Origin of the sequence: Thalassobaculum sp., assembly GCF_040219215.1 — a bacterium.
Lineage (GTDB): Bacteria > Pseudomonadota > Alphaproteobacteria > Thalassobaculales > Thalassobaculaceae > Thalassobaculum_A.
Map to the genome: position 1 here is coordinate 134,317 of NZ_JAVJSX010000019.1, position 18,162 is coordinate 152,478.

Consider the following 18,162-nt stretch of genomic DNA (forward strand, 5'->3'; position numbering starts at 1 on the left):
CATGGAGCGTGCCCCGGTCTATTTCCTGATACCGGGCGATCCGGACACGCCGACCGGCGGGTTCGTCTACGACCGACACGCGGTTCGTGGTCTGGCCGAGGCCGGATGCCTCGGTGCCGTGGTCAGGATCGACGGCCCGTTTCCGGCAACCGACAGCGACACGCTGTCCAAAGCGGCAGCGGCGATTGCTGCCATCCCCGACAATGCCATCGTCGTGGTCGACGGCCTCGGATTCGCGCCGCTGATCGAGGTAATCCGGCCGCACGCCCGCCGGCTGGCCCTGGTGGCCCTGGTCCACCACCCGCTGGGCGACGAGACCGGGCTCGATGCTGCCGAGCGCACCCGCTGGCTGCACGCCGAAGTCGCGGCCCTGGCGGTCGCGCGACGGATCATCACAACCAGCCGAACCACCGTCACGCGTCTGGCCGAACTCGGGATCGATCGATCGATCGTTCATGCCGTGCCACCCGGCGTGGACGGGTTGATCGATCTCGCGTTCCGAGAGACCCGCAGTCCCGACGGACCGGTTCGGCTGCTGACGGTCGCCACCCTGGTGCCGCGCAAGGGCCAGGACCTGCTGGTTGGGGCTCTGGCAAACCTCGCCGACCGGCAATGGACCGCCGATTTCGTCGGTGATGCCCGCAATCCGGACTACGCGCGCCGGGTGGCCGACCGGATTGCCGATAGCCGGCTCGGCACCCGGATCACCCTGCACGGCGCGGTTTCGCACGACCGGCTGGAACCATTCTGGCGGCGCGCCGACCTGTTCGTGCTGCCCAGCCGCCACGAAGGCTGGGGCATCGCCTTCGTCGAGGCGGTGCGGTGGGGCCTGCCGGTGATCGGCACTACCGCCGGGGCCATACCGGAGGCCGTGCCGTCCGAAGCGGCGATCCTGGTCCCGCCGGACGATCTGAGCGCATTGACTGCCGCCCTCGCCCGCGTCCTCGATGATCCTGCCGAGCGCAATCGGCTGTCAGCTGGTGCGATCCGTGCAGCAGCCGGACTGCGCCGATGGTCCGATACGGCGGCCGAGTTCGCCATCGCCGCGACGGAGGGGTTGTGAGCTTCTCGGAAGACTGGCTGGGCCTGCGGGCCGGATTCGACACTCGGGCACGATCCCGCGCACTGGAGGAGCGGCTTGCGACCTGGACGTCGCAGCGCGTCGCCCGGACCGGCCGGCCGCTGTCCGTGGTCGATCTGGGTGCGGGTTCCGGCAACAACCGTCGACACCTGCACTCCCGCCTTCCCGTCGAACAAACGTGGACCCTGGCTGACGCCGACGCGGCGCTACTGGAGGCGGCGCAGCGCGCGGCACCGTCCGTCGCCGTCCAGACCGTCGATCTCGCGACAGACCTGGAGGACGCGCTTCCCGTCGGCACCGATCTCGTGACGGCGTCTGCCCTGGTCGACCTGGTATCGGCGGCCTGGCTTCAGCGCCTGGTGGCCCGCGTCGATACGCTGGGTGCCGCCCTGCTGGTGGTCCTGACCTATGATGGGCGAACCCGATGGGAGCCATCCGAACCGCTTGACGACCGCATTCTGGAACTGGTCAACCGCCACCAACGGTCCGACAAGGGCTTCGGCCCTGCCCTGGGTCCCGATGCAGCCCCGATGTTGGCGCAACTGGCCCGACAGCAGGTGGTCCAGGAGACCAGCGACTGGATCATCGAGGCGAATGAGACGGCGATGCGCCAGGCGTTGGTCGACGGTTGGGCATCCGCTGCGCTTGAGATCGCACCGGACGAAAGCGCGGCGATTGGCGATTGGCGAAGCCGGTCAATGGACCGCCACGCCCGACTGACTGTCGGGCATGTCGACCAGTTGATCACCCCACTGGCATGAGGTCGAACAGCGTGTCGTCCCCAAGGGTGTAGCGGCGGCTGTCGAACCGGCGTGCACCGTCCATCGTCATCACCTCCGGCAGCACGATACCGGGGCGCCCCGAGCCGAGCAGGGTCGGCGCCACCAGGAGGTGCAACCGGTCGATGCATCGCGCTTCAAGAAAACGCGACGCGGTGTTCGCTCCGCCCTCCACCAGCACGATGTCGAGGCCGCGGGCCGACAGCGCGGCCAGGACGTCGCGCGGTGTCGGTTGGGCTTCCGGGTCATCAGCCGTGCCGAGTCTTTCGGCCCCCGGCCGCGCCGGCCCGCTGACCAACGTCGGCGCCTGACCGTCTTTGAACAGCTTGCGGTCCGCCGGCACCCGGCCGGACGGGTCGAGCAGCACCCGCACCGGGTTGGCCCCCTCGACCCGCCGGGTGGTCAACGACGGATCATCGTCGACGGCGGTACCGGCCCCGACCACCACCGCGTCCACCAGGGCACGCAGGCGATGCAAATGATCCAGCGCCTCGGAACCGTTCACGTAGTGCGAATGGCCGCTGACCGTTGCGATGCGGCCGTCCAGGGTCTGACCCAGTTGCCCGACCGCCACGGGACCACGGGCCGCCAGGGCGACCAGATCGAGCAGCGCTCCGCCGGCCGGCGGCAGGTCGCCACGGGTTCGAAGCGATTGCAGTGTTCGGTCAAGATCGTCGAACAGCGCTTCGCCTCGTCGCACCGCTCGCGCAGTCGCCATCGCCACCCGGATGGTCGACCACGCGTTGCTCACCGGGCGATGCCCTGATAGGCGTGCAGTTCGGTGAGCAGTGTCGCCAACCGGCCCGCCGCCTGATCGAGCAGGGCCCGGCCGATCTCAACGGTCGCCGCCGCCGCATTGCCGGTCGCCCCGGACCGGTTCAGGTCCTCTGCCATCCAGCCCAGGCCGGTCTCGCCTTCGACCCGCAGAACCGAATGATCTGCCGCGATGTCTTCGGCGACCGAGCGAAAATCGGCGACCTCGCCGTCCCGGACGAGATCCGGGCGGATCGCCAGCATCAGCGCGGTCTCGACCAGCCCGCCATGCCAGCCGAAAGCGCGCTCGCGCGCGTCGATCGCCGGATGAGCGCCCATCAGCGCGAAGTAGGTCGAGCGCACCACGGTCATCCCGAACTCGGACCGCAGCCGCATTGCCACGATGTCGACCGGCGCCGTCTGTCCGCCATGCCCGTTGAGCAGCACCAGACGAAGGATTCCGGCTTGTGCCACCGCCCGGCCAATCGCGGTCCATTGCGCAATAAGAGTCTCAGCGCCGAACGACAGCGTGCCGTCAAAATTGGCGTGCTCGGGACTGAGGCCGATCCGCTGGGTCGGCAGGCGCAGCACGTCCACCGTATCCGACAGGCGAGGCAGCGCAGCATCGAGCACGCCGTCGGTCAGGATGGCATCGGTACCGAGCGGCAGGTGCGGGCCGTGCTGCTCAACAGCTGCAACCGGCAGAACGGCGACCGCGTTCCGGTATGCGCCGCCCGCCAGATCGGTTGTCGTCAGGTGTTCCCAGTGCCGCCACGTCATGCCGTGACAGAACGCCGAGGGCAGACCGACGTCAAGACTGAGAGCCTCGTCCGCGTGCGCGCCGTCACTCAGACGTCCGGCCGAGAGGGCACGGTGTGGTGCAGCGTCATCGTCGGTGCCAATGCGGCTGCGGGGCCGAGATTCGACAACGGGGCTGGCGTCATGGCCTCGGCGACTTCAACCGTCGGATCAAGCTCCTCGGGCACCGCGCATAGGCCGATGCGCCGAAGCCACCGGCCGAGCCCGGCATCAGAGGTCAGCACGGCGAACGGCACCGCAAGCAGCCACGCCGCCAGCAGGGGAGTGGCCCACGGCAACGCCCCCGGCGCCCATGCCCAAAGCGCACCCGCGAACACGGCCCCGCACAGGGTCTGCACCCACAATCCGCGCACCGCACGACCCCAGGCCACCGTTCGCAGGTCGCGCGCCTGGACATTCCACTGCACCCGTTTGCCGAACATCAGGCCGATCACGAACACGGTCTGCGCCACGGCGATGACCGGGGACAGCAACACGCCGAACAGCAACTCCACGACGGTGCCCAGCATCATCCGGCCGCCACCGCCGTACCGCCGCCGCTTTGCGGCGGACAGCATGACGTCGAGCACCCCGAAGATCTTCGGTGCGAACACGATGGTCATCATGGTGGCGAACAGGGCCATGCCCTCGCTCGAGTTCGCACGCTCCCAGACCGCTTCCATGAAAGCGAAATTGGTCTCGGGAAACAGCGTGACCGCCACCATCCGCAGCAGGCCGGTGAGGAGGAAGCCCATCCACATCACCGGCGACAGGTACATCAGGATCGCCAACGCCAGTTGCAGGCGACCGAGCGGGCGCCAGATCTTCCAGCTGATCAGCCGGAAGTACTGGATATTGCCCTGGCACCAGCGCAGGTCGCGCTTGATGAAGTCCGGCAACGTTGGCGGGTTCTCCTCGTAGGAGCCGCCCTCGATCGGCAGGACCCGCACCTCGTAGCCGGCTGCCCGCATCAACGCGGCCTCGACCTGGTCGTGGCTGAGGATCTCGCCGCCGAGCGGCCCCTCGCCGGGCAGGCGCGGGAGGCGGCAGTGCTGGATGAACGGTGCCAGGCGCAGGATGGCGTTGTGGCCCCAGTACGGACCGCTGTCGCCCTGCCACCACGCACTGCCGGTGGTGTAGGTGCGCATGCCGTGGCGCATGCCGAACTGGAAAACCCGGGCGAACGCACTGGCTGCCGGCAGCCCGACCACCAGGGTCTGCAGAATCCCGAGCCGGGGGTTGTGCTGCATCAGCCGCACCAGCCGCAGGATGGCGTCGCCGGACATCAGGCTGTCGGCGTCCAGCACCAGCATGTGGTCGAACGCGCCCCCCCAGCTGTCGCAGAACGATTCGAGATTGCCCACCTTCTGCCGGGCATTCTCCAGCCGGCGCCGGTAGTGGAGACGCTCCGGGTGCGGCGAGGTCAGGCGCCATTGCTCGAAACGCCGTTCCTCCTCTTCGAAGATCGCCGGCACGTTGCTGTCGGACAGCAGAAACAGCTCGAACGCTTCGGCCAGACCGCTGCGCCCCAACGATGCCTCGACGGCGCGCAGGTGCTTGAACACCCGCTCCGGGTCCTCGTTGAACACCGGCATGACGATGGCGGTACGGGTGGTGATGGGGCTGCTCGTGTCTTCCAGCCCCTGCAGTTGCACCACCGATTGCAGCCAATCGCGCCTCAGGTAGATCAGGGCGACGCCGATCACGGCGTTCCACAGGCCGATCACCACCCAGGGCAGCGTGCCGCCGTACATTGCCAGGATCAGAGCGTCGAACACGTCGATGCCGTCGGCACCGACCAGTCGGGTCATCCACCCGAACAGCGCCAGACAGGTGGCCGACACCAGGGTGAAGAACCCGATGCGCCGGCGCAGCATGATGCGATCGGCATCCGGCGCCAGATTCGTGCTGGAGTGCGACGGCAGATCGATGCTGGACATCCCTGGCGTCCTTTCACGGCGGCATGGCCCGGCTGTCGGGCGTCCCAATCGTGCCGGACTATGTGGGCCCGCATGGCGCGAATCCAGATGCGCAAAAAAGGCATGACGGGATCGTGAGGCGATATGAACTGAATTGCTTGACCGGGCCCCGGTCTCCGCAGTTCCAATCCCTCACAATCCCGTCAGAAGGCTTGATCCGAGTTGATTGGCCGAAGGTGCACCCGATCTCTTAGGCTGTTCCGGTCTACAGCGCTGATGACGAGGTTTTCACATGGCGGCGAGCGCCCCCGCACCAGGAGGTCTTCGGGTACGCGACCCGCGGCTCGACTTCTTTCGCGGCGTCGCGATGCTCATCATCTTCATCGCGCATGTTCCCGACAATTTGTGGAACGAATACATCCCGGCGCGGTTCGGCTGGTCCGACGCCACCGAGATGTTCGTGTTCTGCTCCGGCTTTGCCGCGGCAATCGCGTTCGGGGGAACATTCGTCAAAGCCAGCTTCGGCTATGGCACGGCGCGGATCGGGTATCGGGTCTGGCAGATCTATGCGGCGCATCTCGGCATGTTCTTTTTCATCGCCGCGCTTGTGGTCGTCGGAACCCGCCTGCTGGGCAACGACTATGTGGAGCAACTGAATCTGCACTGGTTCATTCAGAATCCGATGGACGGGCTGATCGGCCTGTTCACCCTGAGCTACGTCCCGAACTATTTCGACATTCTTCCGATGTACATCGGTGCCCTGGTCCTGGTGCCGGTAGTCATGGCGCTGTCACGAATCCATCCGTGGGCAGGGCTGACGTTCTGTGCGGCCTTGTATACGGCCAACTGGCTGTATGGCTGGGGGGTGCCGGCCGAGCCGTTCTCGGACCGCGAGTGGTTCTTCAATCCGATGGCCTGGCAGCTGCTGTTCTTCACGGGCTTCGGGCTTTCGATGGGGTGGGTGTCGCCGCCGCCGATCTCCCGGCCGCTGTTGTGGCTGGCGGGCGGCTTCGTGGTGCTGACGATCCCGGCGGCGCACTGGGGAACCGCCCAGAACTTCGATACCCTGCGCGCCCTGCGCGAGGTGATCTGGGTGTGGCAGGACAAGACGGATTTCGGCCTGTTGCGCTACCTCCATTTCCTGGCCCTCGCCTATCTGGCCATCGCCCTGGTGAAGGGCCGCGAACACCTCCTGCTCGCCGACTGGGCCCGGCCGTTGATCACCGTCGGCCGCAACTCGCTGCCGATCTTCCTGCTGTCGATGGGTCTTGCGCGGATCGCCGGCATGGTTCTCGATGTCATCGGCCGTACTCCGCTGACGCTGATGCTGGTGAATTTGGGTGGCCTGTCGATCCTGATCGGGTTTGCGTACTGGTGCACCTTCCTGAAGCGCCAACCCTGGCGGCGGCGCGAGGCCGAACACGCCGCGCGGACAGCCGCCGGGCAGGAACGCCGGGCCGTCACCGCCCACTCTTCGGCTAGCTACCCGGCAGGCGTCGCCCCCGCGGAATGACCACTCGGAGCGTCCTTGCCGGTGCGGCGCTGTTTGCAACCGTCGCCGTAGGCCCGGCTTCGGCCGGCACGCTGGAGAGTCGCACGTTTCACAGCCCGGCGCTGGGTCGCGACCTGCCGGCGGTCGTCTTTCACCCGGACCATGACGGTGGCCCCCTGCCGGTGCTGTATCTGCTGCACGGCTACGGTGGCAATCAGCGCGACTGGACCAACGCCGATGTCCTGTCGACCGCAGACGCGGTGTTTGCCGAGCCGGATGCGGTGCCGATGCTGATCATCATGCCGGGCGTCGGCAATTCCTGGTACGTGGACTCAATGCGCTATGGCAACTGGGATGCCGCGATCGCCATCGACCTGATGGCCGCGGTCGACCGCAGCTACCCGACGGACACCCGGCGCGCCGGTCGCTTCGTCGCCGGCCTATCGATGGGAGGGTATGGAGCGCTGCATCTGGCGGTGCACCATCCGACCCGTTTCCGGGCGGCGGCAGCGCTGAGCCCGGCGATCTTCGAGGATGTCGACGATGCCGCGGCGTTTCCAGACTTCCAGATCCAGTTCTTTGCCGGTGCGTTCGGCGACCCGCTGCAGCCGGCAGTGTTCAACGAGCGCAATGTCTTTACGCCGCTGACGTCACTCGCCGACCGGACCAGTGGTGCGCCAACGGCCTTCTACCTGATGACCGGGGACGATGACGGTTTCGGGTTGTGGCGCGGCACGCTGCGGTTCTTTCAAGCCGCCCGTTCAGCCGGCCACGCCGCCGAGTTGCGGGTCCATGATGGGGACCATGAATGGCGTCTCTGGCGCGACGAGTTGGCGCCCGTGCTGCGGTGGATCGGCGCGGTAATCCGCGCCGACCGCTCCGCTGCTCAGTGAGTCGTGACGCCGAACACCTCGACTTCGTCGGTTTCCGCAAGCGACCAGTCGTCGCCATAGGCGTCGATCAGTTCCTCGTGATCGGCTGACAGGATCGCAGAACTCATCAGTTCGCCCGTCATCGGCCCATAATCGTCAGAGAACTTCGGCAAGTGTCGCATCTGTCCCTCCTGGGTGCAGCGCCTGTTCTGCTCAAGGCAACGCAAGTAGCGTGCCATCGGTTCCCTATTGAACGATGCGCCAGCTGCCGTCGGGTTGACGGCAGGCCGTGCCGTACGCCTCCTGGGAGCGGCCACCGACGCGGGCCCGCGTGGTGTACTCCCGGCAGAAAGTACCGGAAGCCTCGTAGGTTCGGGTCGGAGTCATCGTGTACTGCGCGCCCGCGTCCGGGTTGTTCCAGACCACCGGGCGTCCGGTGTCCGCCAACTCCAGCGTCTGGTTGGCACAGGCCGCATCGGCGGCATCGAGCGAGCCGCCAATTTCGGTTCCAAGCAGCACGCCGAGCAGCGCACCACCGGCGGTCGCGGCCAGCTTGCCATTGCCCTTGCCGAACTGCGCACCGACGACGGCACCGCCGGCACCGCCCAGGATCTGCGACAGCAGGGTCTTGTTCCCGGTCAGCATCGACCGATCGCATCCGTAGGACGCACCTCGGGTAACGATCACCGGCTGGTCATAGTACGTGGGTCCGGCATAGCGGTTCGGCCGGTCGTAGTGATGATAGACATGCACTTCGCGATGCCTGTCCCGATGCTTGTGCCGATGTTCATGCTTGGCACGCCAACCATGGGCCGGTGCCCAGGGCGGGGGATCGGCGTAGGCCATCGTCACAGGGGCCGCCGTGATCATCAGAACCGCCGCAGCGGTTGCAAACCGGCGAGAGATCGGTCGCATGGACAACCTCCGTTCACGTTGACGCTGGCACACGAACCGCCAGCGGATATCCCGGTTCCCCAGTGTCCAAACGACGCTTCAGTCGATTTCCGTCGCACGGCCAGCCACGACCGGGCATCGTTTCGCAGCTTTCCGTGGAGGTCCCATGCGCAGTTCCACCCTCATCCACATCGTCGGCTGCCACGCCGAGGGCGAGGTCGGCGACGTCATCGTCGGGGGCGTCGCCCCGCCGCCAGGTGGCACGCTGTGGGAGCAGTCACGGTTCATCGCCCGCGACGCGAAGCTGCGGAACCTGGTGCTGAACGAACCGCGCGGCGGAGTGTTCAGGCACGTCAATCTGCTGGTCCCGCCCAAGGACCCGCGGGCCGCCATGGGCTTCATCATCATGGAGCCGGCGGACACGCCGCCGATGTCGGGCTCGAACAGCCTGTGCGTCGCCACGGTCCTGCTGGAAACCGGTATCGTCCCGATGACCGAGCCGGTGACCACGATGCTGCTGGAAGCACCGGGCGGCCTGGTCGAGGCGACCGCGACCTGTCGTGGCGGGAAGGTCGAGCGCGTGCGGATCCGCAACATCCCGTCGTTCGCCGACCGGCTTGACGCCACGATGGAGGTGGCAGGCCTCGGCACCCTCACCGTCGATACCGCGTTCGGAGGCGACAGCTTCGTGATCGTGCCGGCTGCCGACCTCGGTTTCGCGCTCACCCCCGATGAAGCACGCGATATCGCGGCGGTTGGCACCCGGATCACCGCGGCCGCGACCGAACAACTGCCCTTCAGCCATCCCGATCTGCCGGAGTGGACGCACTATTCGTTCTGCCAGGTGGCGGGACCGGTCCTTCCGCTCAACGACGGTTATACAGGCAAGAACGCCGTCGTCATCCGGCCCGGCAAGATCGACCGGTCCCCGACCGGCACCGGCTGCTCAGCGCGCATGGCGGTGCTGCACGCCCGTGGACAACTCGCCGTCGGACAGCCGTTCGTCGCCACCTCGCTGATCGACTCCCGGTTCGACGGCCGCATCGAGGCGGTCGAGCAGCGTGCCGGCAAGACCTGGGTCACGCCGTCGATCGAAGGCCGTGCCTGGATCACCGACACAAGGCAGTTGATGGTCGATCCGAGCGATCCTTGGCCCCAAGGCTACCGGTTGAGCGACACTTGGCCCGGTGCCTGAGGCGCAGGACAGCGGCGGAACCGAGCCGGTCCTACGCCGCACCCCCAGCATCAAAATTCAACATCTACGGAACCTTCCTGCGCAGGAAGGTGATTCCTCCCAGATGTGACATCGGCGCATTGCCGCCACCCGACACCCGACCGGGAGGAAACTGTGAAAGGATCCTACATCCGCTTCCTGGCGATGATCGCGACGTCGACGATCGTCATGTTCGGCCTGATGTACTTGAACACCTACGCGATCGATCACGTGTTCTTCAGCGAAACCCGCAGCTACATGGCGCTCTACATGGGCGCCACGATGGCCGTGATCATGCTGGCCTTCATGCTCGGCATGTACACCAACCGCTCGGCCAATATCGCGGTGTTTGCAGGCAGCATCATCGTCTTCGCCGCCGCGCTGTTCCTGTTGCGCAGTCAGGCGACCGTCCAGGACGTTTCCTGGATGAAGGCGATGATCCCGCACCACTCGATCGCAATCCTGACCAGCGAGCGGGCCGAGATCCGTGACCCCCGGGTGCGCCACCTGGCCGATGAGATCATCAAGGCTCAGCGCCTCGAGATCGCCGAGATGAAGGCTCTGATCGCCGACCTCAACGGCGGACCGGCGGCGACGCCCGAGATCGATGGGAAATAGCAGTCAAGGAGACATCCATGGCGGAAGGAGAGACGAAGACCGCCCGCCTCTACCGTATGGTCATGCCCGACCATGTCTGCCCGTACGGCTTGAAGTCGAAGGATCTGCTGGAGCGTCACGGTTTCGAGGTCGAAGACCATCACCTGACCACCCGCGCCGAGACCGATGCGTTCCAGGACCGGCATGGGGTCGACACGACGCCCCAGACCTTCATCGGCGACGCCAGGATCGGCGGTCATGACGAGTTGCGCGGGTATTTCGGCCTGAAGGTCGCCGATGGCGATGACGTCACCTATCAGCCCATTGTTGCGGTGTTCGCGACGGCCGCGGCGATGGCGCTGGCAACCAGTTGGGCGGCTTTCGACTCCGTCCTGACCGTGCGGACTGCGGAATGGTTCATCGCCTTCAGCATGTGCATCCTCGCCATCCAGAAGCTGCGCGACGTCGAGGGTTTCTCGACGATGTTTCTGAACTACGACCTACTGGCACGGCGCTGGGTGCGCTACGGCTACGTCTACCCATTTGCGGAGGCGCTGGCCGGCGTGCTGATGATTGCCGGCGCCGTGATCTGGCTGGCCGCTCCCGTGGCGTTGTTCATCGGCACGGTCGGCGCGGTCTCAGTAATCAAGGCGGTCTATGTGGATCGCCGCGAAATCAAATGCGCCTGCGTCGGCGGCGATACGAACGTGCCGCTGGGAGCCGTCTCGTTGACCGAGAACCTCATGATGGTCGGCATGGCGGTGTGGATGGTGGCGAAGGATCGGTTCCTCTAGGGATCGGGGCTCGTTCCGTAAACTCCGCATTGGCGGGACAATCAGCACGTCCTCTTAGCAATTCATTCATCCGAATCAGCCAGAGTCGGGGGACCACCCCGCTCGGGAGCGTACCATGACCAAGCTGGAGAACCTCGACGGCATCACCCTGGACCTGATCCGCGAGGCCTATTTGGAAACGGCGCAGGAAACGATGGAACGCGGAGGCTCCAAGCTGAAGGCACACATGGAAGCCATCATCGCCGCCTCGATGTATGTCGCCGCAGCCATCGGCATCGAGGACGAGGATGCCAAGCGCCTGGTCGTGAAGGTGGTGCGCAGCGACGCCGAGCTCGCACTGTAGACGTCGATCAGCCCGGTCCCTGCCAAACCATTGCGAAACTGACCGGGTGGCTGCGGTACTTCGCGAACCACTTCGGCTTGACGCTGGCCCAGGCTTCGTCGACCACCCCCTCGACCATCTCGCCAAGCCGAAGACCGACAGCGTGCGCGGCAGCCACATGATCGCTGGCGAGATGCACATGGCTTTCGATCGCGACGGGCTGTCCCGGTGCCCGGTCGAAATGCGTGGCAATGCCCATCATCAGGAAATGCGGGTGGTACCCGACCAGGACAAACCGGCCGCCCGGCGCCAGCAACCTCCGGGCCTCGGCGTACAACGGCCGCAGATCCGCCAGATGCTCGTCGACCAGCGACGTGACGACGAGGTCATACGCGCCTCCGTCGAAGCCGGTCGCTGAGAGATCGCCCAGGACCAACCGGTCGTGAGCCCCCTTCCTCCGTGCCATCTCCAGCATCTGCGGGGTGCAGTCGATGCCATGCGCCTCGGCAACCCCGGCCTGCTTCAGCCACACACCCGTCCGGCCGGTGCCGCAGGCCAGATCGGCAGCCCGTCGGCACGACTGCCAGTCGATGCTCGTAAGGTCGGCGAGCAGACGCAAGTCAAGCAGATCGACAACGGTGCCCTCGTAGGTGGCGGCCCATTCGCTGTAGCCAACCTTGACCGGAACCGTCTCGTAGTGGCGGGTATCGAAGGGACGGAAGTCCATTGCGGCACTCATTCGCTGAGGAAGCCGCGATGTTAGCCCACACCGGCCGGCCGCTGCCGCGCATAACTTATGCAACCTCTCTCGTGCTTAGCCCCGCGACCCTGTCTTCGCCGATACCGAGGATGATGATGCTCGGATAGTCGCGCAAGACGATGACCGTGTCTGCCAAGAATAGATTCTCAGCCAAATTCACCAAGACCAACCCAACCAAGCTGAGCTCGATCGTCGAGTGCGTGCAGTGGCGGCGAGCAACGGGAAAGCAAGCTACCGGTTAGACCCAAACGGAAGCAGGCCATTGGTCGATCGAACATCAAGTTGAGGAGATTCTGTCCGGTCCGACGCACTACGACCCTGAGGGCCGATCCATCCGCGGGAAATCAGCGTGGTGAAATGGCCAGATATTGCGCAACGCGAGCTTCCAAGGTGGAATCTTTTTGTATCGCACCCCAGGAGCGCCAATGACTTGAGCAACCGCGTTGTAGCAAGCCGCATTCAGTGCGTAGTAAACGGTAGGCGGTTCATCGGCTAAGGCCGCATAGAGTTCGTTGTGCCACTCTTGGATCCTGTGGGAACTGTCTTCAAAACGGTCAATACGCCCAGCCAATGCGAAAAGCCGCTGCCTCAGACTGTCATGAAGCCGGGCCTTTGTACTGATCCCGAACGCCGCCTCAATGGCCGCAATGACCGCCGGAAGAAGCATAAAGACCGCATTGTAGGCTGGAGTCGACAGCCATTGTGTTGCGACACTGACCGCAGCAGAACTTGCCGTCACAAACACAATGAAGTTTAAGGTTCGGTGAATGGCGTCAAAGAAGCCAGCCCTCTCGGCATGATACCGGGCCGATCGCTCAGCGTCCGCCCAAAGGTCATAGGCCGTGTCGGCCTTGGGAGCATCGCTCGTTCGAATCGACTTTGAGGTCGCTTGTTTCACTCGTCTCACCCTCTGGTCGGAGGATCATCATCCCGCGGCGGCAGTGACACATAATACACCGAACCAATAAAGTACTCCAACGATATGAATTCGTTAAAATAATAAGCTAATACCTCCACATTCTCGGGAGAATCTGTGTCACTAGCACGCGCCAAAATCTCCGCTTCAGATGCCCGAATAACCCTCAGATGCTCAATCAGTTCCCCTTCGCCAACCACCGAAAGCGGTCCGCTCCGCACACGAAGCATCAAGGTATCGAGATCCTCGACCGCTCTCATCCACGTTAGTAGCGAGACCGGCTGGTAGCCTCGCGAAAACTGCGACCGAAGCGCCCGACGGATGAACTGCAGCCTCTCCCGAATTTTCTCCGTGTCCAATGTCCCGCCCCCCGGCGACCCGCCCAACACATCCGTCACGGAGCGACATTCACGAGCGCCTAAACCAACGGATGTTTTTTTGACGATATCACAGGGCATTCAGGCGCCCAAGCTAAGTCGCGCGGGCCATAACTTATGCATCCGGCCGGTCGGGCGCGGTCATCGACCGGTTTTCCTGGGAACCGCCGGTGGTCGGGGATACCCTGCTGCCGCTCCGGATCGCGTCGCCGGGCCACCCGCAGCCTTCGAGGCACCAGATTGCCCGACCACCAAGAAATCTCGCCGTGCCAGACCTGCGGTGCCTGCTGCGCCTATTCCCGAAGCTGGCCTCGGTTCACGATCGAGGACGACGGGGACATCGAACGCATACCCCGCTATCTGGTCGACGAGGATCAGGGCGGCATGAAATGCCACGGTGACCGCTGCGCAGCGCTGGACGGCGACATCGGGGTCGCGACGGCCTGCTCGATCTACGAGGTACGGCCGGTGGTCTGCCGGTCCTGCCAGCCGGGTGACGAGGAATGCCTGATGGCCCGCCGGAGGCATGGAATGTCGCCAATCGAGGTCGCAGCCGGGGCGTAGGGGAATCGACATCCGCGCCCTGCCCGCACAAGCTTTGCGGCCGCTGCCGATCAACCGACGGAGCCCGCAGCCATGGACCCGATCTACATCACCTACCTGAACCGCCTGGATGTCGAGGAGCTCAAGCTCACCAACGACGAGATCCTGGAGGCGATCGAGACCGCACTGGCCGTGCAGGGCCGCGGCGAGGCGGTGATCGAGCCACGCATGCACCTGGAGCCGAAGGTGGCAAACGGCCACTTCAACGTGCTGCGCGGCGCGCTGAAGCCACCGGTCGACCTTGCCGGCGTCAAGGTGGTCGGCGATTTCGTGGACAACTACACACTGGGGTATCCGTCCGAGCTTGCCGTGCTGCTGCTGATGGATCCGCGGATGGGTGCACCGCGGGCCATCCTGGACGCCAGCGGCATCACCGACATGCGCACCGGCGCGGTGACCGCGATCGGCGCCAAGTACCTGGCCCGCAAGAGCTCCAGGATCCTCGGGCACATCGGCGCCCGCGGCACGGCCTACTGGAACGTCCGGCTGCTCGACCATCTGTTCGACTTCGACGAGATCCGGGTGCATTCCCGCCGCCCGGAAAGCCGCGAGGCGTTTGGCGAGCGCCTGACCCGGGATCTCGGCAAGCCGGTGATCGTCACTGACGATTGGAAGAGCTGCCTGGAGGGCGCCGACATCGTGGTCGAAGCTTCCCGGCTCAGCCAGCCCGAGCCGATCCTGAAGACCGACTGGATCAAGCCCGGCGCCCTGGTCATCCCCTACGGCACCATGAGCGCGGTCGAGCTGTCGTTGACCGACATCATGGCGAAGCTGGTGGTCGACGATTGGGGACAGTGCAAAGGCGGCCAGTTCGGCAGCCTGCGCGCCCATGTCGAAGCCGGCAAACTGTCGGAGCAGACCCTGCACGCCGAACTGGGGCAGATCGTCGCCGGCCTGAAGCCCGGCCGCGAGAACGACGACGAGACCATCCTGCTGTGGCATCGCGGCCTGTCGCTGTCCGACATCGCCCTTGGCCATGCCATGCTGGAGAAGAGCCAGCGCCTCGGCATCGGCCAGCGGTTGCGTTTCGCATGACCGAACCGAGGACAACCCTTGGCGATGAGCCGCTGACCGCGCGGGCGGTGGCTTCGGTGGCGCGCGGCCGGGCAGATCCGGCGCTGGCGTATGCCGCCCGCCGGCGCATCGCCGAGAGCCACAACACGCTGCTCGAACAGACGGCAGCTGGGACCAGGATCTACGGCGTCACCACCGGGCTGGGCGCGGTCGCCGATACTGTGGTTGCCGCCGACGATGCCGAACGGCAGCGCCGCGTCGTGCTTGGCCGCTCGGTAGGGGTCGGACGCATCGCCACCGACACCGAAGTGCGCGCGATGATGACCGCCCGTCTCGCCGGCTTCGCGGTCGGGCGCTCGGGTGTGTCGCCGCCGGTTGCGGAATGCCTGCTTGCCCTGCTGCGGCATGGGGTGAACCCGCTGGTGCCGATGACCGCGTCGCTGGGCGAAGCCGACTTGGCCGCCATGGCGCATATCGGCTCGGTCGTGGCCGGAGCCGGCGAGGCGCGCTGGCGCGGCGAGGTTCTGGCCGGAGGCGACGCCCTTGCACGATCCGGGATCGTGCCGCCTGCGCTGGTCGCCAAGGACGGCCTGGCACTGGTGTCATCGAACGCGGCATCCACCGGCCTTGGCGCCCTGGCCGTAATCGAGGCGACCGAGGCGCTGGGTGGTCTGGTTGCCGCGGTGGCCCTGTCGTTCGAAGGGTTTCGCGCCAATGTCGCGCCGCTGGCCCCGGAGTCGGTCGCGCTGCGGCCGGCGCCCGGCCAGTCGGCGGTCGCGTCCACGCTGCTGGGGTTGCTGGACGGTGGCGATCTGACGCAGCCAGGAGCGGCACGGCGCCTGCAGGATCCGCTGAGCTTTCGGTGCGTGGCCTCGGTCTACGGCAGTGCGGCCGCCGCCTTGAAAGCCGCCACCGCGGCGGTCGAATTGGAACTCAATGCCTCGGACGACAACCCGGCGATCGTTCCGGGCGTCGGCGTGGTTCCGACTGCCAACTTCGACTCCACCCATCTGGCCCAGGCGTTCGCGACACTGAACCTGGCGCTCGCCCGTGTCGCACCGACCATCGGGATGCGCACCCACAAGCTGATGTCCGACAGCATGAGCAGCCTGCCGCGCTTCCTCAGCCCGCTCCAGAACGGCCACAGCGGCTTCGCGCCGGTGCAGAAGACCGCCTCGGCCCTGATGGCGGAAATCCAGCACGCCGCCATGCCGATGCCGGTCTGGGTGATGCCGGTCGCCGACGGGGTCGAGGATGTCGCCACCCTCGCCCTGTCGACGGTCGAGAAGACGCGCGAGATCGTCACCCGGATCCGGACGCTGGCAGCGATCGAACTGATGATCGCCGCTCAGGCCTGCGATCTGCGCGATGCTCCCGTGCTCGGCACCGGAACCACTGACGTCCACCGCGCCGTGCGCGAGCGTGTCGTCATGCTGCGTGAGGACCGGGCGACCGCCTCCGACATCCGCACCCTCGACTTCCTGATTGCCGAAGGCCGGTTCGAGACGATCGCCAACGACCTGCTGGCCGCCGTGTGAGCGGCGCTCAGACCGGGCCGGTATACTCGCCGCGCGCGGGGTAGTTCTTCGAGATGGCGAAATCGAGGGCGGAGACCAACTCCGAGAAGTGCGGGCGCACGAACGGCATGGTCTGCACAGACCCGTAGTACAGGGTCTGCTCCGGCGTCACCATGAACAGGCCGGGCTCGGCGAACAGTGCCGGCTCCTCGAGGCCGATCGAGGTCGTGCCGCGCGACGTCGAGATGTACAGCCCCCACTCGCGCGCCTTGGCCAGCGACATGCCGTAGCCGAAGCGCAGCGCCTTGGCGCCGATCTTGTCGGCCATGCCCTGCGCCCGGTCCTGGGTATCGGTGCTGATCGCGATCGTGCCGACTCCGCGCTCGGCGAACTCCGGCGTGCGCTTCTCCAACTCGGTCAGGTAGTTGGCGCAGATCGGGCAATGCAGCCCCCGGTAGAAGCAGATCACGGTACCGCGCTCGGTCTTCTCCGTGCCGAGATCGAAGGTTCCGCTGGACAGCGTTTCGACCGACAGGCCTGGGGTTTTCTGGCGGGGCATCAGCATTGGAGATCTCCTGAACGACGCAATGGGTACTCAACCAAGCTACCAGACTGTATGATCCGAAAAATTCCAATAATCCGATCAGGACGCCCAATGATTCGCTACGACCGTCTATCGAGCCTGATGGCTCGGTTCGAGATGCGGGTCGCCGATGCCGCGCCGGGAACCGGCAACCTGCGAATCCTGGGGGATGCCGGTACCGGCGCGCCGACGCGGATGACACTTCATGTGCGTGGTTCCCCGGAACCGGACGGCATCGGCGAGACCGTCCTGATCGAAGCCCAAGCCAGTTGGGGAGGCGATGCGAACCCGCTGGTCGCCGCCCTGCCCACCTGCATGTCACTGTCGATCGGTGACGACACCGCGCCGTTGATCGGGTTGTTGCTGACCGAAGCCCGATCGGCGCGCTGCGGCTCCGGGGTCGTGCTGAGCCGGCTGGCTGAGGTGCTGGTAATCCGGTTGCTGCGTGCGGAGATCGAGCGTGGCGCGACCGGATCCGGCCTGGTTTCGGGTCTCGCCGATCCGAGACTCAGCCGGGCGATCGTCGTCATGCACGAGGCGCCCGGCCAGCCGTGGTCGAACGGCGATCTGGCCGCGGTCGCCGGGATGTCGCTCAGTCGGTTCACCGACGCGTTCCGGGCGCGGGTCGGCGAGACTCCGCAGGCCTACCTGCGGCGCTGGCGCATGACCCTGGCCCGCCAGGACCTCGACCGCGGCCACCGCGTGCAAACGGTGGCCCGGCGCTACGGCTATGCGAGTTCCGAAGCGCTTGCCCGTGCCTTTCACCGGCAGCACGGCATCAACCCGATGGCCGTACGCCACAACCCACCGCCGGCAGAACCGGTCGCGCCGCAAGCCTGACAGTCACCGATTGCGAACGGATTGTGCAATAGGCCGTT

General features: G+C 65.9%; 20 protein-coding genes. 12 read left to right on the forward strand and 8 right to left on the reverse strand.

Features of this window, described 5'->3' with window-relative positions; genetic code table 11:
* The first annotated feature begins 1 nt into the window (after position 1).
* Positions 2-1,063 carry a glycosyltransferase family 4 protein gene (locus RIC54_RS14790; protein ID WP_350084957.1) on the forward strand — a complete coding sequence of 354 codons (1,062 nt, stop codon included), beginning with the start codon at positions 2-4 and terminating at the stop codon, positions 1,061-1,063.
* Positions 1,060-1,842, forward strand: coding sequence for a class I SAM-dependent methyltransferase (locus RIC54_RS14795; protein WP_350084958.1), 783 nt, complete (start codon positions 1,060-1,062; stop codon positions 1,840-1,842). Before RIC54_RS14790 ends, RIC54_RS14795 begins: the two co-directional genes overlap by 4 nt.
* On the opposite strand, the gene RIC54_RS14800 is transcribed toward RIC54_RS14795, so the two are convergent.
* From RIC54_RS14800 to mdoH, 3 genes are all read right to left on the reverse strand, one after another.
* The gene (locus tag RIC54_RS14800) at positions 1,826-2,611 is read right to left on the reverse strand and encodes a RibD family protein (protein WP_350084959.1); all 786 of its coding nucleotides are present in this window, start codon (positions 2,609-2,611) and stop codon (positions 1,826-1,828) included. The genes RIC54_RS14795 and RIC54_RS14800 overlap by 17 nt on opposite strands.
* On the reverse strand, positions 2,608-3,393 hold the full coding sequence (locus RIC54_RS14805; protein WP_350084960.1) for a creatininase family protein: 786 nt from the start codon (positions 3,391-3,393) through the stop codon (positions 2,608-2,610). Before RIC54_RS14805 ends, RIC54_RS14800 begins: the two co-directional genes overlap by 4 nt.
* 68 nt (positions 3,394-3,461) lie before the next feature.
* Positions 3,462-5,351: a glucans biosynthesis glucosyltransferase MdoH gene (mdoH, locus tag RIC54_RS14810; protein ID WP_350084961.1), complete on the reverse strand. Its 1,890-nt coding sequence runs from the start codon at positions 5,349-5,351 to the stop codon at positions 3,462-3,464.
* 271 nt (positions 5,352-5,622) lie between these two features.
* Here mdoH and RIC54_RS14815 point away from each other — a divergent pair, with 271 nt between their 5' ends.
* Both RIC54_RS14815 and RIC54_RS14820 read left to right on the forward strand, forming a co-directional pair.
* Complete coding sequence (locus RIC54_RS14815; RefSeq protein ID WP_350084962.1) at positions 5,623-6,843, forward strand: OpgC family protein; 1,221 nt, start codon at positions 5,623-5,625, stop codon at positions 6,841-6,843.
* On the forward strand, positions 6,840-7,715 hold the full coding sequence (locus RIC54_RS14820; protein WP_350084963.1) for an alpha/beta hydrolase: 876 nt from the start codon (positions 6,840-6,842) through the stop codon (positions 7,713-7,715). The genes RIC54_RS14815 and RIC54_RS14820 overlap by 4 nt, the downstream gene beginning before the upstream one ends.
* On the opposite strand, the gene RIC54_RS14825 is transcribed toward RIC54_RS14820, so the two are convergent.
* Positions 7,709-7,876 (reverse strand): hypothetical protein, encoded by a 168-nt coding sequence (locus tag RIC54_RS14825; protein ID WP_350084964.1) that lies wholly within the window; start codon positions 7,874-7,876, stop codon positions 7,709-7,711. The two genes, RIC54_RS14820 and RIC54_RS14825, sit on opposite strands and share 7 nt — an antisense overlap.
* A gap of 64 nt (positions 7,877-7,940) precedes the next feature.
* Positions 7,941-8,609 (reverse strand): RT0821/Lpp0805 family surface protein, encoded by a 669-nt coding sequence (locus RIC54_RS14830; RefSeq protein WP_350084965.1) that lies wholly within the window; start codon positions 8,607-8,609, stop codon positions 7,941-7,943.
* A 145-nt stretch (positions 8,610-8,754) separates the two neighbouring features.
* On the opposite strand from RIC54_RS14830, the gene RIC54_RS14835 reads away from it, so the two are divergent.
* The 4 genes from RIC54_RS14835 (at position 8,755) to RIC54_RS14850 (ending at position 11,535) form a co-directional block, all read left to right on the forward strand.
* Positions 8,755-9,783: a trans-3-hydroxy-L-proline dehydratase gene (locus tag RIC54_RS14835; protein ID WP_350084966.1), complete on the forward strand. Its 1,029-nt coding sequence runs from the start codon at positions 8,755-8,757 to the stop codon at positions 9,781-9,783.
* 153 nt (positions 9,784-9,936) lie between these two features.
* The gene (locus RIC54_RS14840) at positions 9,937-10,419 is read left to right on the forward strand and encodes a DUF305 domain-containing protein (RefSeq protein ID WP_350084967.1); all 483 of its coding nucleotides are present in this window, start codon (positions 9,937-9,939) and stop codon (positions 10,417-10,419) included.
* Positions 10,420-10,436: 17 nt separating this feature from the next.
* Positions 10,437-11,192 (forward strand): MauE/DoxX family redox-associated membrane protein, encoded by a 756-nt coding sequence (locus tag RIC54_RS14845; RefSeq protein WP_350084968.1) that lies wholly within the window; start codon positions 10,437-10,439, stop codon positions 11,190-11,192.
* Between the two features lie 115 nt (positions 11,193-11,307).
* Complete coding sequence (locus RIC54_RS14850) at positions 11,308-11,535, forward strand: hypothetical protein (protein WP_350084969.1); 228 nt, start codon at positions 11,308-11,310, stop codon at positions 11,533-11,535.
* 7 nt (positions 11,536-11,542) lie between these two features.
* Here the strand turns inward: RIC54_RS14850 and RIC54_RS14855 are convergent, their stop codons facing one another.
* A complete protein-coding gene (locus RIC54_RS14855; RefSeq protein WP_350084970.1) occupies positions 11,543-12,241 on the reverse strand; it encodes a class I SAM-dependent DNA methyltransferase in 699 nt (232 codons plus the stop codon).
* A 343-nt stretch (positions 12,242-12,584) separates the two neighbouring features.
* Entirely contained in the window at positions 12,585-13,172 is a 588-nt protein-coding gene (locus RIC54_RS14860) for a hypothetical protein (protein WP_350084971.1), read from the reverse strand.
* Positions 13,173-13,807: 635 nt separating this feature from the next.
* On the opposite strand from RIC54_RS14860, the gene RIC54_RS14865 reads away from it, so the two are divergent.
* From RIC54_RS14865 to RIC54_RS14875, 3 genes are all read left to right on the forward strand, one after another.
* Positions 13,808-14,131, forward strand: a complete 324-nt coding sequence (locus RIC54_RS14865; RefSeq protein ID WP_350084972.1) for a YkgJ family cysteine cluster protein — start codon at positions 13,808-13,810, stop codon at positions 14,129-14,131.
* Between the two features lie 72 nt (positions 14,132-14,203).
* Positions 14,204-15,205, forward strand: coding sequence for an ornithine cyclodeaminase family protein (locus RIC54_RS14870; protein WP_350084973.1), 1,002 nt, complete (start codon positions 14,204-14,206; stop codon positions 15,203-15,205).
* Entirely contained in the window at positions 15,202-16,722 is a 1,521-nt protein-coding gene (locus tag RIC54_RS14875; protein WP_350084974.1) for an HAL/PAL/TAL family ammonia-lyase, read from the forward strand. The genes RIC54_RS14870 and RIC54_RS14875 overlap by 4 nt, the downstream gene beginning before the upstream one ends.
* Before the next feature lie 7 nt (positions 16,723-16,729).
* Here the strand turns inward: RIC54_RS14875 and RIC54_RS14880 are convergent, their stop codons facing one another.
* Complete coding sequence (locus RIC54_RS14880; RefSeq protein WP_350084975.1) at positions 16,730-17,266, reverse strand: peroxiredoxin-like family protein; 537 nt, start codon at positions 17,264-17,266, stop codon at positions 16,730-16,732.
* A gap of 90 nt (positions 17,267-17,356) precedes the next feature.
* On the opposite strand from RIC54_RS14880, the gene RIC54_RS14885 reads away from it, so the two are divergent.
* Positions 17,357-18,124, forward strand: a complete 768-nt coding sequence (locus tag RIC54_RS14885; RefSeq protein WP_350084976.1) for an AraC family transcriptional regulator — start codon at positions 17,357-17,359, stop codon at positions 18,122-18,124.
* Positions 18,125-18,162: the final 38 nt, after the last annotated feature.